Origin of the sequence: Peptostreptococcus equinus, assembly GCF_027125355.1 — a bacterium.
Lineage (GTDB): Bacteria > Bacillota > Clostridia > Peptostreptococcales > Peptostreptococcaceae > Peptostreptococcus > Peptostreptococcus equinus.
On record NZ_CP114052.1, the window covers coordinates 1242151 to 1259900 of the forward strand.

17 protein-coding genes are annotated in these 17750 nt (G+C 28.6%); 4 read left to right on the forward strand and 13 right to left on the reverse strand.

The window, feature by feature from the left end:
* Nucleotides 1–21 precede the first annotated feature (21 nt).
* Nucleotides 22–1827, reverse strand: coding sequence for a translation elongation factor 4 (gene lepA, locus O0R46_RS06200; RefSeq protein ID WP_269310860.1), 1806 nt, complete (start codon nucleotides 1825–1827; stop codon nucleotides 22–24).
* A 191-nt stretch (nucleotides 1828–2018) separates the two neighbouring features.
* Between lepA and rpsT the strand changes: the two genes are divergently transcribed.
* Entirely contained in the window at nucleotides 2019–2285 is a 267-nt protein-coding gene (rpsT, locus tag O0R46_RS06205) for a 30S ribosomal protein S20 (protein WP_269310861.1), read from the forward strand.
* A gap of 301 nt (nucleotides 2286–2586) precedes the next feature.
* Here the strand turns inward: rpsT and holA are convergent, their stop codons facing one another.
* The 4 genes from holA to O0R46_RS06225 all read right to left on the reverse strand — a co-directional run bounded on the left by holA (nucleotide 2587) and on the right by O0R46_RS06225 (nucleotide 7302).
* The gene (gene holA, locus O0R46_RS06210; RefSeq protein WP_269310862.1) at nucleotides 2587–3618 is read right to left on the reverse strand and encodes a DNA polymerase III subunit delta; all 1032 of its coding nucleotides are present in this window, start codon (nucleotides 3616–3618) and stop codon (nucleotides 2587–2589) included.
* Between the two features lie 65 nt (nucleotides 3619–3683).
* On the reverse strand, nucleotides 3684–5006 hold the full coding sequence (locus O0R46_RS06215) for a ComEC/Rec2 family competence protein (RefSeq protein ID WP_269310863.1): 1323 nt from the start codon (nucleotides 5004–5006) through the stop codon (nucleotides 3684–3686).
* Between the two features lie 56 nt (nucleotides 5007–5062).
* Nucleotides 5063–6226 (reverse strand): GNAT family N-acetyltransferase, encoded by a 1164-nt coding sequence (locus O0R46_RS06220; RefSeq protein WP_269310864.1) that lies wholly within the window; start codon nucleotides 6224–6226, stop codon nucleotides 5063–5065.
* A gap of 170 nt (nucleotides 6227–6396) precedes the next feature.
* Nucleotides 6397–7302, reverse strand: a complete 906-nt coding sequence (locus tag O0R46_RS06225) for a DUF2156 domain-containing protein (RefSeq protein WP_269310865.1) — start codon at nucleotides 7300–7302, stop codon at nucleotides 6397–6399.
* A 249-nt stretch (nucleotides 7303–7551) separates the two neighbouring features.
* Here O0R46_RS06225 and O0R46_RS06230 point away from each other — a divergent pair, with 249 nt between their 5' ends.
* The 3 genes from O0R46_RS06230 to O0R46_RS06240 all read left to right on the forward strand — a co-directional run bounded on the left by O0R46_RS06230 (nucleotide 7552) and on the right by O0R46_RS06240 (nucleotide 10063).
* A complete protein-coding gene (locus O0R46_RS06230) occupies nucleotides 7552–8394 on the forward strand; it encodes a ComEC/Rec2 family competence protein (RefSeq protein WP_269310866.1) in 843 nt (280 codons plus the stop codon).
* Nucleotides 8395–8464: 70 nt separating this feature from the next.
* On the forward strand, nucleotides 8465–9178 hold the full coding sequence (locus O0R46_RS06235; RefSeq protein WP_269310867.1) for a tRNA threonylcarbamoyladenosine dehydratase: 714 nt from the start codon (nucleotides 8465–8467) through the stop codon (nucleotides 9176–9178).
* Nucleotides 9179–9196: 18 nt separating this feature from the next.
* On the forward strand, nucleotides 9197–10063 hold the full coding sequence (locus tag O0R46_RS06240) for an alpha/beta fold hydrolase (RefSeq protein WP_269310868.1): 867 nt from the start codon (nucleotides 9197–9199) through the stop codon (nucleotides 10061–10063).
* Between the two features lie 43 nt (nucleotides 10064–10106).
* On the opposite strand, the gene nusB is transcribed toward O0R46_RS06240, so the two are convergent.
* From nusB to O0R46_RS06280, 8 genes are all read right to left on the reverse strand, one after another.
* Nucleotides 10107–10604 carry a transcription antitermination factor NusB gene (nusB, locus tag O0R46_RS06245; protein ID WP_269310869.1) on the reverse strand — a complete coding sequence of 166 codons (498 nt, stop codon included), beginning with the start codon at nucleotides 10602–10604 and terminating at the stop codon, nucleotides 10107–10109.
* Nucleotides 10597–10935, reverse strand: a complete 339-nt coding sequence (locus O0R46_RS06250) for an Asp23/Gls24 family envelope stress response protein (protein ID WP_269310870.1) — start codon at nucleotides 10933–10935, stop codon at nucleotides 10597–10599. The genes nusB and O0R46_RS06250 overlap by 8 nt, the downstream gene beginning before the upstream one ends.
* 132 nt (nucleotides 10936–11067) lie before the next feature.
* On the reverse strand, nucleotides 11068–13041 hold the full coding sequence (locus O0R46_RS06255; protein WP_269310871.1) for a fructose-1,6-bisphosphatase: 1974 nt from the start codon (nucleotides 13039–13041) through the stop codon (nucleotides 11068–11070).
* 100 nt (nucleotides 13042–13141) lie between these two features.
* Entirely contained in the window at nucleotides 13142–14140 is a 999-nt protein-coding gene (gene plsX / locus O0R46_RS06260) for a phosphate acyltransferase PlsX (RefSeq protein ID WP_269310872.1), read from the reverse strand.
* Between the two features lie 153 nt (nucleotides 14141–14293).
* On the reverse strand, nucleotides 14294–14473 hold the full coding sequence (rpmF, locus tag O0R46_RS06265; RefSeq protein ID WP_002842672.1) for a 50S ribosomal protein L32: 180 nt from the start codon (nucleotides 14471–14473) through the stop codon (nucleotides 14294–14296).
* A 17-nt stretch (nucleotides 14474–14490) separates the two neighbouring features.
* Nucleotides 14491–15006: a YceD family protein gene (locus O0R46_RS06270; RefSeq protein ID WP_269310873.1), complete on the reverse strand. Its 516-nt coding sequence runs from the start codon at nucleotides 15004–15006 to the stop codon at nucleotides 14491–14493.
* A 106-nt stretch (nucleotides 15007–15112) separates the two neighbouring features.
* Nucleotides 15113–16309, reverse strand: coding sequence for an acetate/propionate family kinase (locus O0R46_RS06275; protein ID WP_269310874.1), 1197 nt, complete (start codon nucleotides 16307–16309; stop codon nucleotides 15113–15115).
* A gap of 115 nt (nucleotides 16310–16424) precedes the next feature.
* On the reverse strand, nucleotides 16425–17744 hold the full coding sequence (locus O0R46_RS06280; protein ID WP_269310875.1) for a nucleotidyltransferase: 1320 nt from the start codon (nucleotides 17742–17744) through the stop codon (nucleotides 16425–16427).
* Nucleotides 17745–17750 lie beyond the last annotated feature (6 nt).

The following is a 17750-nucleotide window of genomic DNA, read 5'->3' on the forward strand; positions in this document are numbered from 1 at the left end:
TTTCCTTCTTTCAAGTTAAAATTAATCATCTAATTTAAGAACTGACATAAATGCTTTTTGTGGTACCTCTACGTTACCAATCTGACGCATTCTCTTCTTACCTTCTTTCTGCTTTTCAAGTAACTTTCTCTTTCTAGAAATATCTCCACCATAACATTTAGCAAGAACGTCTTTTCTATAAGCTGCTACCGTTTCTCTAGCTATTACCTTGTTTCCAACAGCTGCCTGAATTGGCACAGGAAACTGATGTCTAGGGATCTCTTCCTTAAGTTTTTCGCACATAGCCTTACCTCTTACAAAGGCTCTCGATTCATGTATTATAAAGCTTAGTGCATCCACCTGCTCTTTGTTTATTAATATATCCATCTTTACTAGAGTAGATGGTACATAACCCTTCATTTCATAATCAATAGATCCATATCCTCTTGTTCTAGATTTTAAGGCATCAAAAAAATCATATATTACTTCATTTAGTGGCAATTCATAGTGAAGCATTACTCTTGTATCATCTATATATTCCATATCCTTCATTGTACCTCTTCTCTCTTGGCACAATTCCATCACTACACCTACATATTCTTTTGGAACAATAATATCACTGTTTACTATTGGTTCTTCAATAACACTTATTTCAGCAGGTTCTGGTAAGTTTGCAGGATTTTGTATCATCAACTGTTCTCCATCTAGCTTTGTAACCTTGTATATTACTGATGGTGCAGTGGTAATTATATTTAAATCAAATTCTCTTTCTAGTCTTTCTTGTATTATTTCCATATGTAAAAGTCCCAGAAAACCGCACCTAAACCCAAAACCTAAGGCTGCTGATGATTCTGATTCAAACTCTAAAGCTGCATCATTTATCTGTAATTTTTCTAAAGCATCTCTTACATTCTCATATTTTTCACCTTCGCCTGGATAAATACCACAATATACCATAGGAGTAGCCTTTTTATATCCTGGCAAAGCTTCACTGGTTCTATTATGTGCATCTGTAATAGTATCACCTACACGACAACTTCTGATATCTTTTATACTTGCTGCAATATACCCAACATCCCCTGCAGTCAGGTCTTCAAGTTCTGTAGCATTTGGTGCCATCACACCAACTTCTGTAACTTCAAACTTTTTCTTACTATTCATCATCTCTATCGTCATGCCTTTTTTAACAGTTCCTTCAAAAATTCTTACATAAGCAACAACACCCTTATATGGATCATAGTATGAATCAAATATCAAAGCTTTAAGTGGTTCATTAGAGTCTCCTTTTGGAGCAGGAACTGATTTTACAATTGCCTCTAATACATCTTCTGTATTTATATTATTTTTTGCTGACACCAAAGGCGCCTCACTACAATCTAATCCTATTAAATCTTCTATTTCATTTTTCACATAATCTGGTCTTGCACTTGGTAAATCAATCTTATTAATTACTGGTATAATTTCTAAATCTTGTTCTAAAGCTAGATACACATTTGCCAAAGTTTGTGCCTCTACTCCCTGTGCAGCATCCACTACTAGAAGTGCTCCTTCACAGGCTGCCAAACTTCTAGATACCTCGTAGTTAAAGTCTACATGTCCTGGTGTATCTATTAGATTTAAATGGTAAGTCTCTCCATCTTTTGCCTTATAAAGTAATCTGACGTTCTGTAGCTTGATTGTAATTCCTCTTTCTCTTTCCAAATCCATATTATCCAATAGCTGAGACTTCATTTCTCTTTCTGCTACTAGTCCTGTATTTTGAATTAATCTATCTGCTAAAGTTGATTTTCCGTGATCTATATGAGCAATTATACTAAAATTTCTCGTTCTACTCTGTCTATCTGTCAACTGCCTTCCTCCTCATCTATTTCATTACATAAAGTATCATTATATATTTTACTTTAAATACTGTCTTTGGTAAATATGATTGTAGAAAAAAAAATAATAAAATAATTAACAAAACCTTGATTTTTATACTTTATTCTGTTAAAATGGTGTATGTTGATTATGAATAATAAACATATGGGGAGGTGAAATAGATGGCAAATATTAAATCTGCAAAAAAGAGAATCAGTGTTATAGATAAGAAGACTGCTCTTAACAGAGTTAGAAAATCTCAGATAAAGACAGCTATAAAGAAATTCGACGAAGCAGTTGTTGCAGGAAACAAAGAAGAAGCAGTAGCTAAATTCCAGACAGCTCAGAAGAAGATATATCAGGTAGCATCTAAGGGAACTATCCATAAGAATGCAGCTGATAGAAAGGTTTCAAAGTTAGCTAACAGATTAAACTCTATGAACGCTTAATAATTAGAAACTACATGATATCGACGGGTATCATTGATAATTGTGACTACGCAATGTATAGATAAATTCTTGTGTGTCAAACGTTTGAAAATACTAGAATATGATTATGTGTGTCATATGACACTATCGGAATCATAAAAAAACAGCCATTTGGCTGTTTTTTATTTGCTCTATTTTCTATACTATATATCAAATCTTTAACATAAAATAAAGGACTTTAATCTACTATATTGATTAAAGTCCTTTATTTTATGTACTTATATTTATGTTAATACTTTAAATTTCTATTTGTTTATAAAATTTACTTACAATATTTAGCAATTATTATTTCTATACATAATCTATCATTCATTAAACCATTTTTTATTTTATAATCGGCCTCTGCTATAGAATTTAAAATACTTATTATAGAATTATATTCATAATTTTTTGACTGTCTAATTAGCTTATTAAGTGTAAATGGATGAATTCCCATAGTCTTAATCATTAAATTATTTGTTAACCTTTTGGAATTTAAATCTTTAACTTGAAGTACTTGGTTAAAGTTCTTTGATAGTCTAGCCAATATCCCTAACACAGATTCTCCATTTTCCATTAAATCTTCCAGTACCTTATAAGCACGTTTTGAATTTTTATTTGCTATATAATCAATCAATAAGAAAATATCATTTTCTGATTTACTTTTTAACATTTGATTAATTGCATTCTTATCTATTGTATTTCCCTTTCCTACGAAAGCTACTAATTTATTTATTTCATTTTCCATATCAGATAGAGTCATTTCTGAAATTCTATCCCTGTATCCACTTAATTCTATAAAATATGCAATATCAGAGTTTTGAATGCTTACATCTGTATTTGAAAACTTATCCTGACACCATCTTAATATTTCTATATCCTCTAACTTCTTTAATTCAAGGGTTTTAGATTTTTCTTTAATTTTTTTGACTATTGATTTTCTACTATCTATTTGACCATATACAATAAAAATCAGACAAGATGTGTCAGGAAAATTGTCCAATAATTTTATTAGACTTTGCTCATCAGCCTCTGTAAAATTCTTTTTCTTTCCCAATAGCAAATCTAAATCTTTTATTATTACATATCTTCTCTCATCCATAAATGGTAATGTTTCAACAGCAGTTCTAATACTTTCAATATCTGTTTCCTTGCCATCTATAATTGATAAATTGAAATCTTTCATATCTGGATTTATTAGATCTATAAATTTATTTTCCAATTCCTCTAATAAATATGTCTCTCTTCCGTACAACAAATATATATTTTCAATTTTATTTTCTTCTATATCATTAAGTAAATCTACTCTATTCATCAAACTTCCCCTTAAATTAATAAAACTATTATAGCACAAATTTAATATTTATTAAATACAGAGGCCTATAAGTTTAAATTCTGTGAATTTTCATATATATTTAATTTTATATATTTTCTCTCTAAATATATGCTTATCATAAGAATATAAAAATAATATATTAATATTAATTTTATATCAACATTAGTCAAATTAAAATTATTAAAACCATCTGCACCTAAAATACTCAAAACTTTCTTCAAAAAGTTTAATAACAGATTATCAGTTAGGGAAAATAATGAAGATATTATAAAAGATATTTTATATGTTATTATTGTAAATATATCCAAAACTATTATTACACCTAATAGTGGTACGACAATAGCATTAGCAAGTATAGTAATCAAAGATATACTATTGAAAACATACAATACCAAAGGCATAGTCAGTATAGATACAGAGAGTGAAATAGCTAAAAAATTGCTGTATACATATTCCTTTATATATTTTTTAAACACAACAATAGATAGGACTGATAAATAGCTTAAATCAAAGGATATATTATAGATTATATATTTGTTCATCGCTATTAAAAAACCAGCCAATACAAATATTAGATTTACCAAATCTAAGTCCCTCTTTAAGTAATAGCTTATACTTGCTCCTGTACACATCAATATAGCCCTCATTGTTGATGGTCCTCCACCAATTACTTGATTATAAATAAACAGAATTGTATATATGATAAATATATTTCTAAATCTATTCATCGATCCAAAAACAGCAACTAAAACACCAACAATAATTCCTATATGCAGACCAGATATTGCCATTATATGACTAGTACCAGTATCTGAAAATATATATTTTTCATCTTGTGTTAGACCTGACTTATCTGCTAATAGCATAGAATTTAATATTGCAGAATTTTGTTTGAACATAATTTTATTGATATCTATAATTTCATTTTTAAACTTTCCAATCATTTCAAAATAATTACTAGTTGATTCTTTTTGACCATATTCCAATATAATTGACTCGGTAAAGTCTTGAGATTTTAAATATCTTCCGTAATTAAATTTTTTTATATGCAAATTATCTAAATCTTGTTTTTTCCCCGATAGGCTAATTATATCTCCAATTCTAAATGTATCCTTTTTTTTGAAGTCATTTATAATTATGTTATCGCTTATATATTGTATTGATTCTTCTTTTTTAATTATATTCTTAATTTTTATGTTCTCTAATTCTACATGATCTGTAGCTCGTTTTTCATTTTTAAATGATCCTTGATATATTTTTTTATCCATATTTTCAATATATAACTTTTCTTTTTTGTACTCATCATAATAAAATTCTAGATTAAATAATATCACACATATAAAAAAGATTACTCCAAATCTTCTCATAATCATCCCTTAATAGTATAGTCATAAGAAATTTAAAGTAAGCTTAATTTTATTTTTTATATGTATTCATTTATATGGTTCACTTTCTTCTCTATAGATAAAATTGAATATAATTTTTCAACCATTTCAATTTCTACTGAATTTATTAAGGCAAATTCTTGTGGACTATAGTATGAAAAAATTATAGTGGTAAACTTATCAATTCCAAGTTCTATATCATAACTAGCATCTGAGACTAGCCTTTTAATAGTTTTATTATCATCTTTATTCTTTCCAATTAAAAATACTCCATTATTATCCAATATATATGGATCAATCACTTTTACTACAATATTTTTATCCGTATTTATGTTAATACCTTTTATCAATTTCTCCAAATTTATTATTCTAGACATCATAAAAGGCTTAATTTCAAATTCATGATCTTTTGGATTATCTAATATATGTCTTAATGGATCATCAATTACACTTGTCATATTCAACTTTTTACATTGTGTATTGTGGTTAAATATAAATTTTAATATCGATTTATAAGCATCGATATTCTTATAATAGCTTTCCCTGACTATAAATTGACCTTGTGAAATTGAATAAACTATATATGCTTGAGGCTTTGAATCTATATAATTTATATATATATATCCTTCCTCAATTTTCATTTCTTCAATTAATTCTTTATAATATTTTTTATTTCTAATAGCATAAGCATTTCTATATTTTAAAGATTCTTCATAAATATCTATTAAATCTTCAATTTTTGATTCATCTGCCTGATAAAATTCGCCCTTAATTTTAAATTTTGATAAGGAAAAAATATCTAGCTTTGAATTGAGCATATCATAAGTATTAACATATCCAAATTTACTATATAATCTAAAATCTATTGGCATCAAAATTGATAACTCTTGACCCCTTTTATACATTTCATTTAAAGAATATGACATTAGCTGTCCCATCTTACCCAAGCCCCTAGCTTGAGGAAGGGTTGATACACCCACCACATAAGAAACTTCATATATTTTATCAAAAAGCATTATTTTATGCTGATTTAGATGGATTGCTGATATTAATTCTTTATTATACTCCAAAACTACAGCATCCTTTGCCCTAAATTTATTTTCAAAATAAAAATTACTATAATCTACTCCATCATCAAAGCAATAATCCCAAATTTTTCTAACACTATCTATTTCATTATCTTTACAAATTCTTATATCCATAAAAATATCCTTTCTTAATATATACAAAATTATTTACAGTACATATATGATTTATCGATTATTTAAACATAAAATGCTTAGCATTTTTGAACATACATTTAGCTCATAATCTATAATAATTATACAATATAAATAAGGGAGTGTATACACACTCCCTAGTAATTGTAATTTTAGACTTCTCTTACAGTATACTTTTCTACAAATCTTTCTGGATAGTATGAAAGTTTAGCTTTTCTAAGACCTTCAATCCCCATATCTTCTTCTCTATTAACCCATTTTACATCTGGAAATTCATCTACTACAAACATCTTATTTATATATGGATATAAACCTCTAATATCTGCATTAGCTTTTTCAATATGTATTAAAGCCATCTCATCATTTATTTTTTCACCCATAGAGAATGCTTGCAGTTTACCATCAATAAATACTCCGTAAATTTTTAATTTATCACCTAACACATCATAATTATCAAATAGCTTCTTCATTCCTATAAATTCATCATCTATGCTATCTTCAAAATCTTGATCTCCATCCTTAGCCTCTCCCCATGATCTTAATAGAGCAAAACATTCAGGAAAATCTTCTTTTGTAAGCAGTCTTCTTTCTACTCTTCCTTCGTATTCTCTGCTAAAATGATTTAAATGATTTCTTTTACCACTTAATTTTCTTCCCTTCACAGTTCTTATTTTTTCTGCATCATATACATAGTCAAATAAGTCTCTTTCAGGTATGTAATCAAATTTATCCGGGTACATTTTTTGTAGCATTTCTACCACATTGTTATCAATACCTCTAAAATATATTTTTTTCTTATCTGTATCAAACCAATTAATCACATATTCTATAGCCTCAGGTATCTTATCCTTTGGTGCAAGCGGCAGAATTGAGAAAACTTCTCCCTCATGCTCACCCACAAGTACTGCAAATCCATCACCTATATGATAATGTGTTTTATAAGCATGCTGCCACATAAATAAAGTATTAAAACAATATTCACAAGCTTCATAATCTACTAAATCAAAATATTTATCTAGCGTTTCTTTTGCATTAATATTTATCTCTTTAAAATCCATTTAATATACATCTCCTTAGTGTATCAATAAACACTATTATATTTATACAATTACTTTTAGTTTTTACAAATTATATAGATATAATAATATGAATTACCAATTCAAAAGTGTTTATTATTTCATTAATGACTTAACATAATTCTTTTTAGTCTATATTATTAAAATAGTCTTACTTACTCTGTCTATTTTATACCCTTTAGTCCAATATGTAAACATTTTTGATACAATTTAAAAGGAGATAAGCTTTTCATGAGAAAATTTTTTTTAATTAGCCTAATTCTACTGTGCTCCATATTATTTATAATAAAATTTAATAATCACAATAAATATTTATTAGTGCATGTTATAGATGTCGGACAAGGTGACTCTACCTTTATTGCAACTCCTTCCGGAAAAACAATATTAATAGATGGTGGTGAAGATAAAAACTATAGAGAAGTTCTTGTAAATATTAGAAAGAATAAATTCAATCATATAGATTATATGATTTCTAGTCATAGTGATAGCGATCACAACGGATCCTTAGATAAAATTCTAAAAAAAATAAACACCAATAAAATTTTTATGCCAAAAGAAAATGCTGATAATAAAGATTATTTAGAACTTATTTATGAAGCAAGCAATCAACATAAAAAAATCAATCGTATAAAAAAGGGAGATAAAATACAAATTGATAATGACACTAAAATATTTGTCCTTTCACCAGAATCCATAAAAGAAAAACCCAACGACAACTCGCTAGTACTTCTAATAAAATATAAAAATCAATTTTTACTTTTTACTGGTGATGCTAGTAAGGATATTGAATCCAAAATAATAACTAAATATAGACTTCCTAAATGTACATTTTTAAAAGTAGGACATCACGGTTCTAAAAATTCATCATCAAAAGAATTTTTGGATATTATAAAACCAAAAATATCTGTGATTTCATGTGGATATATGAATCGACATTCTCACCCACACAAAGAAACCTTAAATAGATTAAAAAATACTAACACAATAATTTATAGGACTGATATTAATGGTGATCTGACATTCTATTTGGATGGAAAAAATATATATGCAAAAGATACCTACCAAACAAACTAGTGTCATTCTTGGTTTGACAAAGTAAAAGCCCTAATATTATAATTAAATTAATATGTATAAGAGGTGAAAAATGAGTAATAATTGGAAATTAAGAACACAAATTGTAATAGGTGAAGATAATATAAATAAATTAGATAAAGCATCTGTACTGGTATTTGGCGTAGGTGGAGTCGGAGGTTTCGCAATAGAAGGTCTAGTAAGAGCTGGCATAGGTAATATCACGATAGTTGATTATGATACTGTTGACCCTACAAATATAAATAGACAAATTATAGCGCTAAATTCTACGATTGGTGAGGCAAAGGTAGATGTTATGGAAAAAAGAATACTAGACATTAATCCATATATCAATATTAAAAAACATAAACTTTTATATGATGAGTCCACTAGTGATTTAATTTTTTCAGAGAATTATGATTATGTCGTTGATGCAATAGATATGGTAAAATCTAAAATATTATTAGCACAAGAGTGCGATAAAAGAGGATTAAAATTAATTTCATGCATGGGTATGGGAAATAAGCTAGACCCAACAATGATTGAAATAACAGATATATATAGAACGGAAATGTGCCCATTAGCAAAAGTGATGCGTAGAGAAATGAAAAAAAGATATATTAAGAAGCTAACAGTTGTATATTCAAAAGAAAAACCTAGCGATACAATACTTGTAGAAGAAAATGGTAAATCTCAAAGAGTAAATGGCAGTACATCTTTTGTTCCATCAAGTGCAGGTCTTGCTATAGCTTCATATATTATAAGATATTTAACAGATAAGTTATAAAATATCAGGAGGTATATTATGAGAGAATTTGAAGTAAGTGCAAAAGATGATTTACTATTGAGTGTATGTGTATTTGACCACGATAATCCAAAAGGAATTATACAAATAATACATGGTGCAAAAGAACACTACAGAAGATATCTGAATTTCGCAAAATTTCTTAATGATAGTGGATATGTAGTATTGCTTTCAGATAACAGAGGACATGGTCATTCTGTTAATAAAAAATATCCCTTAGGACATATGGAAAATATAAAAGAAATTTCAGATGATCAGTTTATGCTTAGCCAGATGATTAAAGATATCTACCCTAATAAGGATCTTATTTTATTTGGCCATTCTTTTGGTACATGCATAGCCAGAAAATATTTACAAGATCACGATGATTATATATCAAAACTTATAATGTCAGGAACAGTATATTATCACAATGGAGTCAATCAAGTATTGGGCGTTGGTAGAATAATAGGTAAAAAAAATGGCCTAAATAGTTACAATAAGTTTCTAAGTAAAATTGGTGATATAGATGGCGACAAGTGGGTTGTTAAAAACCCTATGGCACTTGAAAAATATAAAAATGATCCACTTTGCAAGTACAAATACACTATTGGAGCTATACTTACTGTGTGGGAATCAGTTTCTGAATTCAAAAATTTCACTGCATATAAAGTAAATAATCCTCAACTACCTATAGGAATATTTTCTGGTCAAGAAGATCCAATAACAGGCGGTAAAAAAGGAATAAAATCAACTATAAAAATATTAAATCACTTAGGATATAAAAATATACATACAAAAACATATGCTGATATGAAGCATGAAATACTAAACGAAGTAGATAATATAACTGTATATAAAGATATATTAAATTTCATAGAAATATAAGCAAAAAAAGACTAGTCAGATTCACTCTACTAGTCTTTAATAATTATTTATCTTCTATTATTGAGCCAAGTATACCATTGATATACTTATATGCATCGTCTTCACAGTATCTTTTAGCCATGTTAACTACTTCATTACAAGTAACTTTTTCTGGTATAGCTATCATATATTTTATCTCTGTAGTAGCAAGCCTTAATATCGCTACATCTACAGATGGCATAGTATCAACTGTCCAGTTTCTAGCATATTTATTGATTAACGGGTCAATCTCATCTGAATGTGCTTCAAATGATTGACATATATCCATCAAATATGAACTATCAAATGTTATTTCCTTATACGAATCTATTTGATCTAAGTCACGTCCACCATAATGCTTGTGGATCTCAATTATATCATCTTCCATTTGATCTACAAAATCTGTTAAATTTTCATACATATTAGACCAGCCTTGATTTAACATAGCTCTTTGATATATGTATTTCATAAATATTTCTCTTGAAACACGTCTTTGATTAATTAAATTTTCTGCCCTATTCATTATCTTTTTTATCTCTTTCTTTCTTTATTCCCATACTTTCAACATGTATATTTACTTGAGAAACACTTAAACCAGCCATATTCTCTACAGCATTAGTTATATTTTCCTGGACTTTTCTACACACTTCTGGTATAACTTCACCATAGTTTACTTGTATTCCCATATCTATTATTGCTTGATTATTTTCTATTTCTACTTTTATTCCATTATTTCTAAAAAGTTTATCTGTAAATGAAGTTGATTTATCGATTCCGTCAATTTCTAATGCCGCAAAACCTGCTATTGTCTGTATTACATCATTAGATATTCTTACTTGTCCTAAATTTTCCATTTTGCACCTCCGTACATCTCCGCCTAGCAGAAATTATTCACCAAATTATTTAAATATATGTAAATGCATATATCTAAAGCATCACATTATACCATACATTAAATAATACCAAAATATAGTATATTTTGCAAATTATTTTTCCTTAATCAAACCACTTCTATAAGCAGAAAGTAGAAGTTTCAAGTCTTCAACCTTTTCTTGAAGTGATTGTCCATCATTTGTATCTTTAATCCTTTTTCTACTGGCTTTATGCTCTACTAGTACTGATGATGATATTATATCACTTTCATTTTTAACAGCATCTTCTTTGGATGTGAACGGTTCATGAGCGACTAGTTGCAAACTTCTAGAATTATAAATTAGAGTATATCCAGCCATGCCAGTTTTACTTTGATATGCTCTAGAAAAACCACCATCAATTACAAATACTCTGCCATTTCCCTTTACAGGACTTTCACCCTTTATATATTTCACTGGAACATGGCCATTGATTATATGATCTTCATCATAATCCATTTTAAATTCATTAAATATATTTCTTAGTATATTTTCATCTTCTCTAAGTGTAAAATATGGGTTCATTTTTTCTACATGAGTTTCTTTATCTTCAATAAAGTATCTCTCATAGGTTGTCATATCATATTTTCCAAATAGTGAAGAGCATTTACCAGTCCATAAATACCAAAAAAGATCCAATCCATATTGTCTTTTTTCCTTATCCTCTTCAAAATAACCTTCACGGATAAATTTTTCCATCTTATCTAAAAGCTCTTTACCTTGATATCTATTATTTTTAAGCTTCATCTCCATAAAGCTTCCATCTTCATTTAAAGGAACACCTCCATGAATTAGCAGATTACCATTATGTTTTAAATATATACTTCCTTTACTGAACATAAAATTTACGTGTTTTTGAAGTTTATCGCTCATTTTAAAAGAATTTACAAGCTTATTTACTATGTCTTTCTCTTCATCTGTGAGCTTGAAAGGATTATTTTTATCTATTGTTGGGAAATTGTTATCTAATAAAGTATAGTCTTTACCCTTTATTCTAATAATCCCCTTATCATAGTCTACTTTATCAAGCAATAATCTATGATTCATATCATATTCTGGGTGTCTAGAAATAATATCTCCTTCCAATTTAAATTGTATGATACTAATAGCCTTATGCATCTTTGCTATCATAGAAGTTTCTTTTGTATTCACTTCACATGAATCAACTTTCGGTTGGAATTTTTTACAAGGATCATCTGCATAAACATTTACTGCAAATGTAGCAAGTGGTAATAGATTTATTCCATAAATATCTTCTATAATATCTAAATTTGCATATCTAGATGATATTCTAATAGCATTAGCTATACATGTAGGCTCACCTGCTGCTGCACCCATCCATAATATATCATGATTACCCCACTGCATATCCACTGAATGATGTTTCATCAATCTTTCAATAATAAGATCTGGTCTAGGTCCTCTATCATATATATCTCCTACTATATGCAATCTATCAACTACCAAAGTTTGTATAGCTTTGGAAATAGCATAAATAAAGTTTTCTGCTTGACCTATGTTTATGATAGTTTCTACTAAGGCACAATAATACTCTTCTTTATGTTCACTTTTTCTATGTTCATGCAAAAGTTCTTCTATCACATAGGCATAGTCTTCAGGAAGTAATTTTCTAACCTTTGATCTGGTATATTTACTAGAACAATATTTACATAATTCCACTAGTCTATATATATTGATTCTATAAAAATCTTCTATATTTTCATCACTATTTTTTACTAAATCTATTTTGCTTTTCGGATAATATACCAATGTTGCCAATGTTTTCTTTTCTGAATCTCTCATAGTATTTGTGAAAAGTTCATCTATTTTTCTTCTAACAACTCCAGAACCATTTTTAAGAACATGTATAAACGATTCATGTTCACCGTGTATATCTGATAAGAAATGTTCTGTACCCTTTGGAAGATTTAAAATTGCTTCTAAATTGATTATTTCCGTGCTAGCTTTTGATATTGTTGGATATTGTGTAGCCAATAGTTTTAAATATTTCATTTTAGAATTAATATTCTCAACCGAGTAATTCTCCATGTCTTTTAAACCTCCTATTATATCAACACTTTTAATATCTATTATCATTAATTTTCTTATTTTTTATAATTTTCTTTATATATTATATTTTATGTTTATCTTATTTATTTTCTATATAAGCTTTTATATTTTCTACAACTTGTCCTTTTTGTAGTGCGATTCCTTGTCTGATTGCATTTTTTATTGCTCTAGCATCTGAGCTACCGTGAGCCTTTATCATTCCACCTTCTATTCCCAAGAATGGTGAACCTCCAACTTCCTTATAGTCCAATAAACTTTTCACCTTATATAAATCTTTTTTCATCATCAGTGCACCTATTTTTGACTTAGTTGATGACATCATAGCCTCTTTTAATACTTTAAATAAAGATATTGCCGTACCTTCTAAAGTCTTTAATATCATATTACCTACAAAACCATCACATATTATAATATCACATACTCCATTTAGAACCTCTCTAGGTTCCATATTTCCTATGAAATTTAAAGCAGGCATATTTTTTAATTCTTCATAAGTATCCTTCACTAATGAATTTCCTTTACCTTCTTCTGTGCCATTATTAGCAAGGGCAACTCTAGGATTTTCTATTTTAAGCACATTTCTTGCATATATATCTGTCATTACAGCAAAGTCCTTGAGATTCTCAACACTACAATCCACATTTGCACCTGTATCAGACAAAAGCGTTACTCCACCAGTGATTGTAGGCATACAAGTACAAATACAAGGCCTAGATATACCTTTTATTCTCTTTAAGATAAATATACCTCCACTAAGCAAGGCACCTGTACTACCAGCTGAAATTATTACATCAGCTTCTTTATTTTTAACCAAATTCAGTGCTACAACCATTGAAGAATCTTTCTTACTTCTAATAGCTGTAACAGGTTTATCTTCATTTTCTATAACTTGACTGGTATGAACTATAGATATTTTTGATTTATCACACTTAAAATCATCTAACTCTTTTTCAATTTTTTCCTTATCTCCAGTAATTATTATTTCTATATCTTTATATTCATTTATGGCCATAAAAGCACCTTCAACTATTGATCTTGGTGCGTTGTCTCCACCCATACCATCTAATACTATTTTCATATAATTTCCTCCATTTTACTAATAAGTATATTATACCACAAACGATATTAAATTTTATTATACATTATATTGATAAAATATTTTTAAACGCTAAAAAGCGTGAACAAGTTATACTTGTTCACGCAAAAAAGTTTTTCTCTTCAATAAATCTAATTAGTCAACAGAAACGACTTCTTTTCCATCATAAGATCCACAAGTTGGACACACTCTATGTGGTAACTTTGGTTCGTGGCACTGTGGGCACTCTACGAAACCAGCTGGAACCATCTTTGAATTAGACGCTCTTCTCATGTTCTTTTTAGATTTAGATGTTCTACGCTTTGGTACTGCCATGAAGACACCTCCTTACTCTATTTTAACAATTCTTTTAGTTTAGCAAATCTTGGATCAATGTCATCAACCTCTATGGAATCTTCACACATACAAATTTGAGTGTTTAGATCTACACCACAGCCCGAACATATTCCTTTGCAATCATCATTACAGAGAACTCTCAGAGGTATATTATAACTCAAAGTACTATTGACAATATCAGTTAAATTAACTTGCATACCATCTAATAAAAATACATCTGAATCCTCAAAGTCTGCCTCGTCATAGTTTTCTCTCATTAAATATGCATCTAGACTATAATTTATTGGGACCTCAACATCGCAAAGACATCTGCTACAATTAGTCTTGTAGACAAAGTCTACATCAGCCTTTATTATGTAGTTTTTTCCTGCTCTTACGACCTTTCCCACAAGATGCATAGGTGATAATAGTTCATATTTTTCTTGATGTAAGCTAATATGTCCTACATTTTCACTCATATCAAAATCAATTTGTTCCTTATCTCTATTAAAAAGAGATTCAATATTTAACATCATGCTATCACCTCTAAAAACATTACCTAATTATTATACCTATACTAAAATACTTTGTCAAGCATTTTAGCCTTATAGATAAAATAATAAATTACTTATATTATAATTATTTAGATAATTTTACTGTATCCTTAGCTATCATTAATTCTTCATTAGTTGGTATTAATAATATCTTCACCTTAGAATCGTCAGCTGATATTATTCTATCTTTTCCTCTTACGTTATTCTTTTCTGCATCTAGCTTAACACCCATGAAATCCATATTTTTACATATCATTTCTCTCATGGATATTCCGTTTTCACCAAGTCCTGCTGTAAATACTATAGCATCTACACCATTCATTTCAGCAGCGTAAGCACCAATATACTTTTTAACTTTCTGCGCATAAGCTTCTAAAGTTGTCTGAGCTAATTCGTTTCCTTCAGTAGCCGCATCTTCTATATCTCTAAAATCTGAAGATATACCAGTCATACCTAAAACTCCTGATTCTTTGTTCATTAGCTTATCAACACCTGCTATATCTAAGTTTTCCTTTTTCATTATAAAAGGTATTATAGCTGGATCTATATCACCACATCTAGTTCCCATTATTAATCCTTCTAATGGAGTAAGTCCCATTGTTGTATCTACTGATTTTCCACCATCAACAGCTGTTAATGATGCACCATTTCCTAAGTGACAAGTTATAATTTTTAAGTCTTCTGGCTTCTTATCTAACATTTCAGCAGCTTTCTGTGAAACATACATATGACTTGTTCCATGGAATCCATATCTTCTTACTCCATGCTTAGTATATAATTCATATGGTAGACCATATAAGAATGATTTTTCAGGCATTGTCTGATGGAAAGCTGTATCGAATACACCTACCATTGGTACATCAGGAAGTATAGCCTTGCAAGCTTCAACACCCATTAAGTTAGCTGGATTGTGAAGTGGTGCTAATTCTGTACAGTATTCAATTGCCTTAATTACTTCATCAGTTAAAACTGCTGAAGAAGCAAATTTTTCACCACCATGTACTATTCTGTGTCCCACTGCATCTATTTCAGACATTTCTTTTACTGCTCCAACCTTAGGGTCTGCAACAGCATCTAATACATGTTTAATAGCATCCTTATGATCTTTCATAGCTTCTTCAACTATATGTTTACCATCCATACCATCTTTTTCATGTTTTAAGATTGATCCATCTATTCCAATTCTTTCTACTAATCCTTTACAAAGTACTGCTTCATTATCCATATCTATTAATTGGTACTTTAATGAAGAACTACCACAGTTTAATACTAAAACTTTCATCTACATATACCTCCGTTTAATTTTATCATTAATTCATATTTAATATATCATTTTTTAAATCAAATGTACATAGGAAATTTAAATATAGTGCTTGAAAACACTGTTTTTGATTATATTATATTTTTTTTATTAAACTAATATAATCAGGTTCTCCCTTACAAAAACAATCCCTATTTAAAGCAAAATATTTTTGATAATAAATATTTGAAGACCTTAAATCAAAGTCTAGAAGCATTTTGTATACAATATTTTCTTCATAATATTTAACTTTTTTTGCCTTGGCTAGGCTCATAATTATTTTAACATCTGAATTATACTTAATTTTTTTTAGTATTTCTCTTCCTCTATCGTTAAATGCTAAAATTCTAATATAAGGCACTTTTTTTATATGTTTCACTTTTTCCATTTCATCTTTTTGAAGATTTAATAAAATGTTAAATAAAGATCTTCTAATTTTAGCCCTAGAGTATCTTTTGCTGACCAATGAATCTAATAATTGCTCCATATTCTTGCTGTAAATAATATTTTTTCTAATAGAATTTTCCAGACCTTCTTTAACTTCAAAAAATGAATCCAGTTTATCTTCCTCTCTCACTACATTCAAACAAATATAATCAAAAAACTCATTTTCATTTAATGGGATTATATCATTTTCCAATAATTTCACAATTTCGTTATAAGTTTCACTGCAAATATTTTTTGATATTATATTAATATTATTTTTTAGAATATCTATTTTTTGACTGTTACTTAATAAAGAGCTATATACATCTTTGCATAGAAAATTTCTAACCGCAGATGCAGAAGAAATACTATTTCCTATGCTGTCATCATTATGGTTAGAATCTTTTCTAATAATTGTCATACTATTAATTTTTGATTGTATTCTCATCAATTCTTTTTCATATTCTATCGCTAGAATATTATTGGGAGCTCTTAAAAAATCTTCATCTATCATAATAGATTCATTGTTTACATAATTTAATATTTCAATAAGAGCTTTTTCCCTAGCTTTCGCATATGATTTTTCTTCTTCAAGTATTTTATTCAATCTTTCTTCAAATACATCCTTATCTCTTACTAATAAATCTGCTATAGCCTTTATTTTATCAATTTGTCCTAATTCTGATCCATAGCATAATGAATCTATACAATTTAGAGAATCTAGTGAGCAAACAGCTCCTCTTGCAAACAATTCCGCTGTTTGTGTTGCGTACATAGATGGTAATTCAATAACCAAATCCACTCCGTTTTCTATAGCTATTTTAGCTCTAGTAAATTTATCAATTAACGCAGGACCTCCTCTTTGAACAAAATTGCCACTCATTATGGCTACTAAGTGAGTACATTTATCTATCTTCTTATATTGATCAATTTGATATTTATGACCATTATGAAATGGATTATATTCTGCTATAATGGATCCTATTCTCATTTTGTT

Excerpts from the sequence above, each read along its gene's own strand:
- rpsT (WP_269310861.1), top strand. The coding sequence starts at position 2,019 with ATGGCAAATATTAAATCTGCAAAAAAGAGAATCAGTGTTATAGATAAG.
- holA (WP_269310862.1), bottom strand. The coding sequence starts at position 3,618 with ATGAATAGAGTAGATTTACTTAATGATATAGAAGAAAATAAAATTGAA.
- O0R46_RS06215 (WP_269310863.1), bottom strand. The coding sequence starts at position 5,006 with ATGAGAAGATTTGGAGTAATCTTTTTTATATGTGTGATATTATTTAAT.
- O0R46_RS06220 (WP_269310864.1), bottom strand. The coding sequence starts at position 6,226 with ATGGATATAAGAATTTGTAAAGATAATGAAATAGATAGTGTTAGAAAA.
- O0R46_RS06225 (WP_269310865.1), bottom strand. The coding sequence starts at position 7,302 with ATGGATTTTAAAGAGATAAATATTAATGCAAAAGAAACGCTAGATAAA.
- O0R46_RS06230 (WP_269310866.1), top strand. The coding sequence starts at position 7,552 with ATGAGAAAATTTTTTTTAATTAGCCTAATTCTACTGTGCTCCATATTA.
- O0R46_RS06235 (WP_269310867.1), top strand. The coding sequence starts at position 8,465 with ATGAGTAATAATTGGAAATTAAGAACACAAATTGTAATAGGTGAAGAT.
- O0R46_RS06240 (WP_269310868.1), top strand. The coding sequence starts at position 9,197 with ATGAGAGAATTTGAAGTAAGTGCAAAAGATGATTTACTATTGAGTGTA.
- nusB (WP_269310869.1), bottom strand. The coding sequence starts at position 10,604 with ATGAATAGGGCAGAAAATTTAATTAATCAAAGACGTGTTTCAAGAGAA.
- O0R46_RS06250 (WP_269310870.1), bottom strand. The coding sequence starts at position 10,935 with ATGGAAAATTTAGGACAAGTAAGAATATCTAATGATGTAATACAGACA.
- O0R46_RS06255 (WP_269310871.1), bottom strand. The coding sequence starts at position 13,041 with ATGGAGAATTACTCGGTTGAGAATATTAATTCTAAAATGAAATATTTA.
- plsX (WP_269310872.1), bottom strand. The coding sequence starts at position 14,140 with ATGAAAATAGTATTAGATGGTATGGGTGGAGACAACGCACCAAGATCA.
- rpmF (WP_002842672.1), bottom strand. The coding sequence starts at position 14,473 with ATGGCAGTACCAAAGCGTAGAACATCTAAATCTAAAAAGAACATGAGA.
- O0R46_RS06270 (WP_269310873.1), bottom strand. The coding sequence starts at position 15,006 with ATGTTAAATATTGAATCTCTTTTTAATAGAGATAAGGAACAAATTGAT.
- O0R46_RS06275 (WP_269310874.1), bottom strand. The coding sequence starts at position 16,309 with ATGAAAGTTTTAGTATTAAACTGTGGTAGTTCTTCATTAAAGTACCAA.
- O0R46_RS06280 (WP_269310875.1), bottom strand. The coding sequence starts at position 17,744 with ATGAGAATAGGATCCATTATAGCAGAATATAATCCATTTCATAATGGT.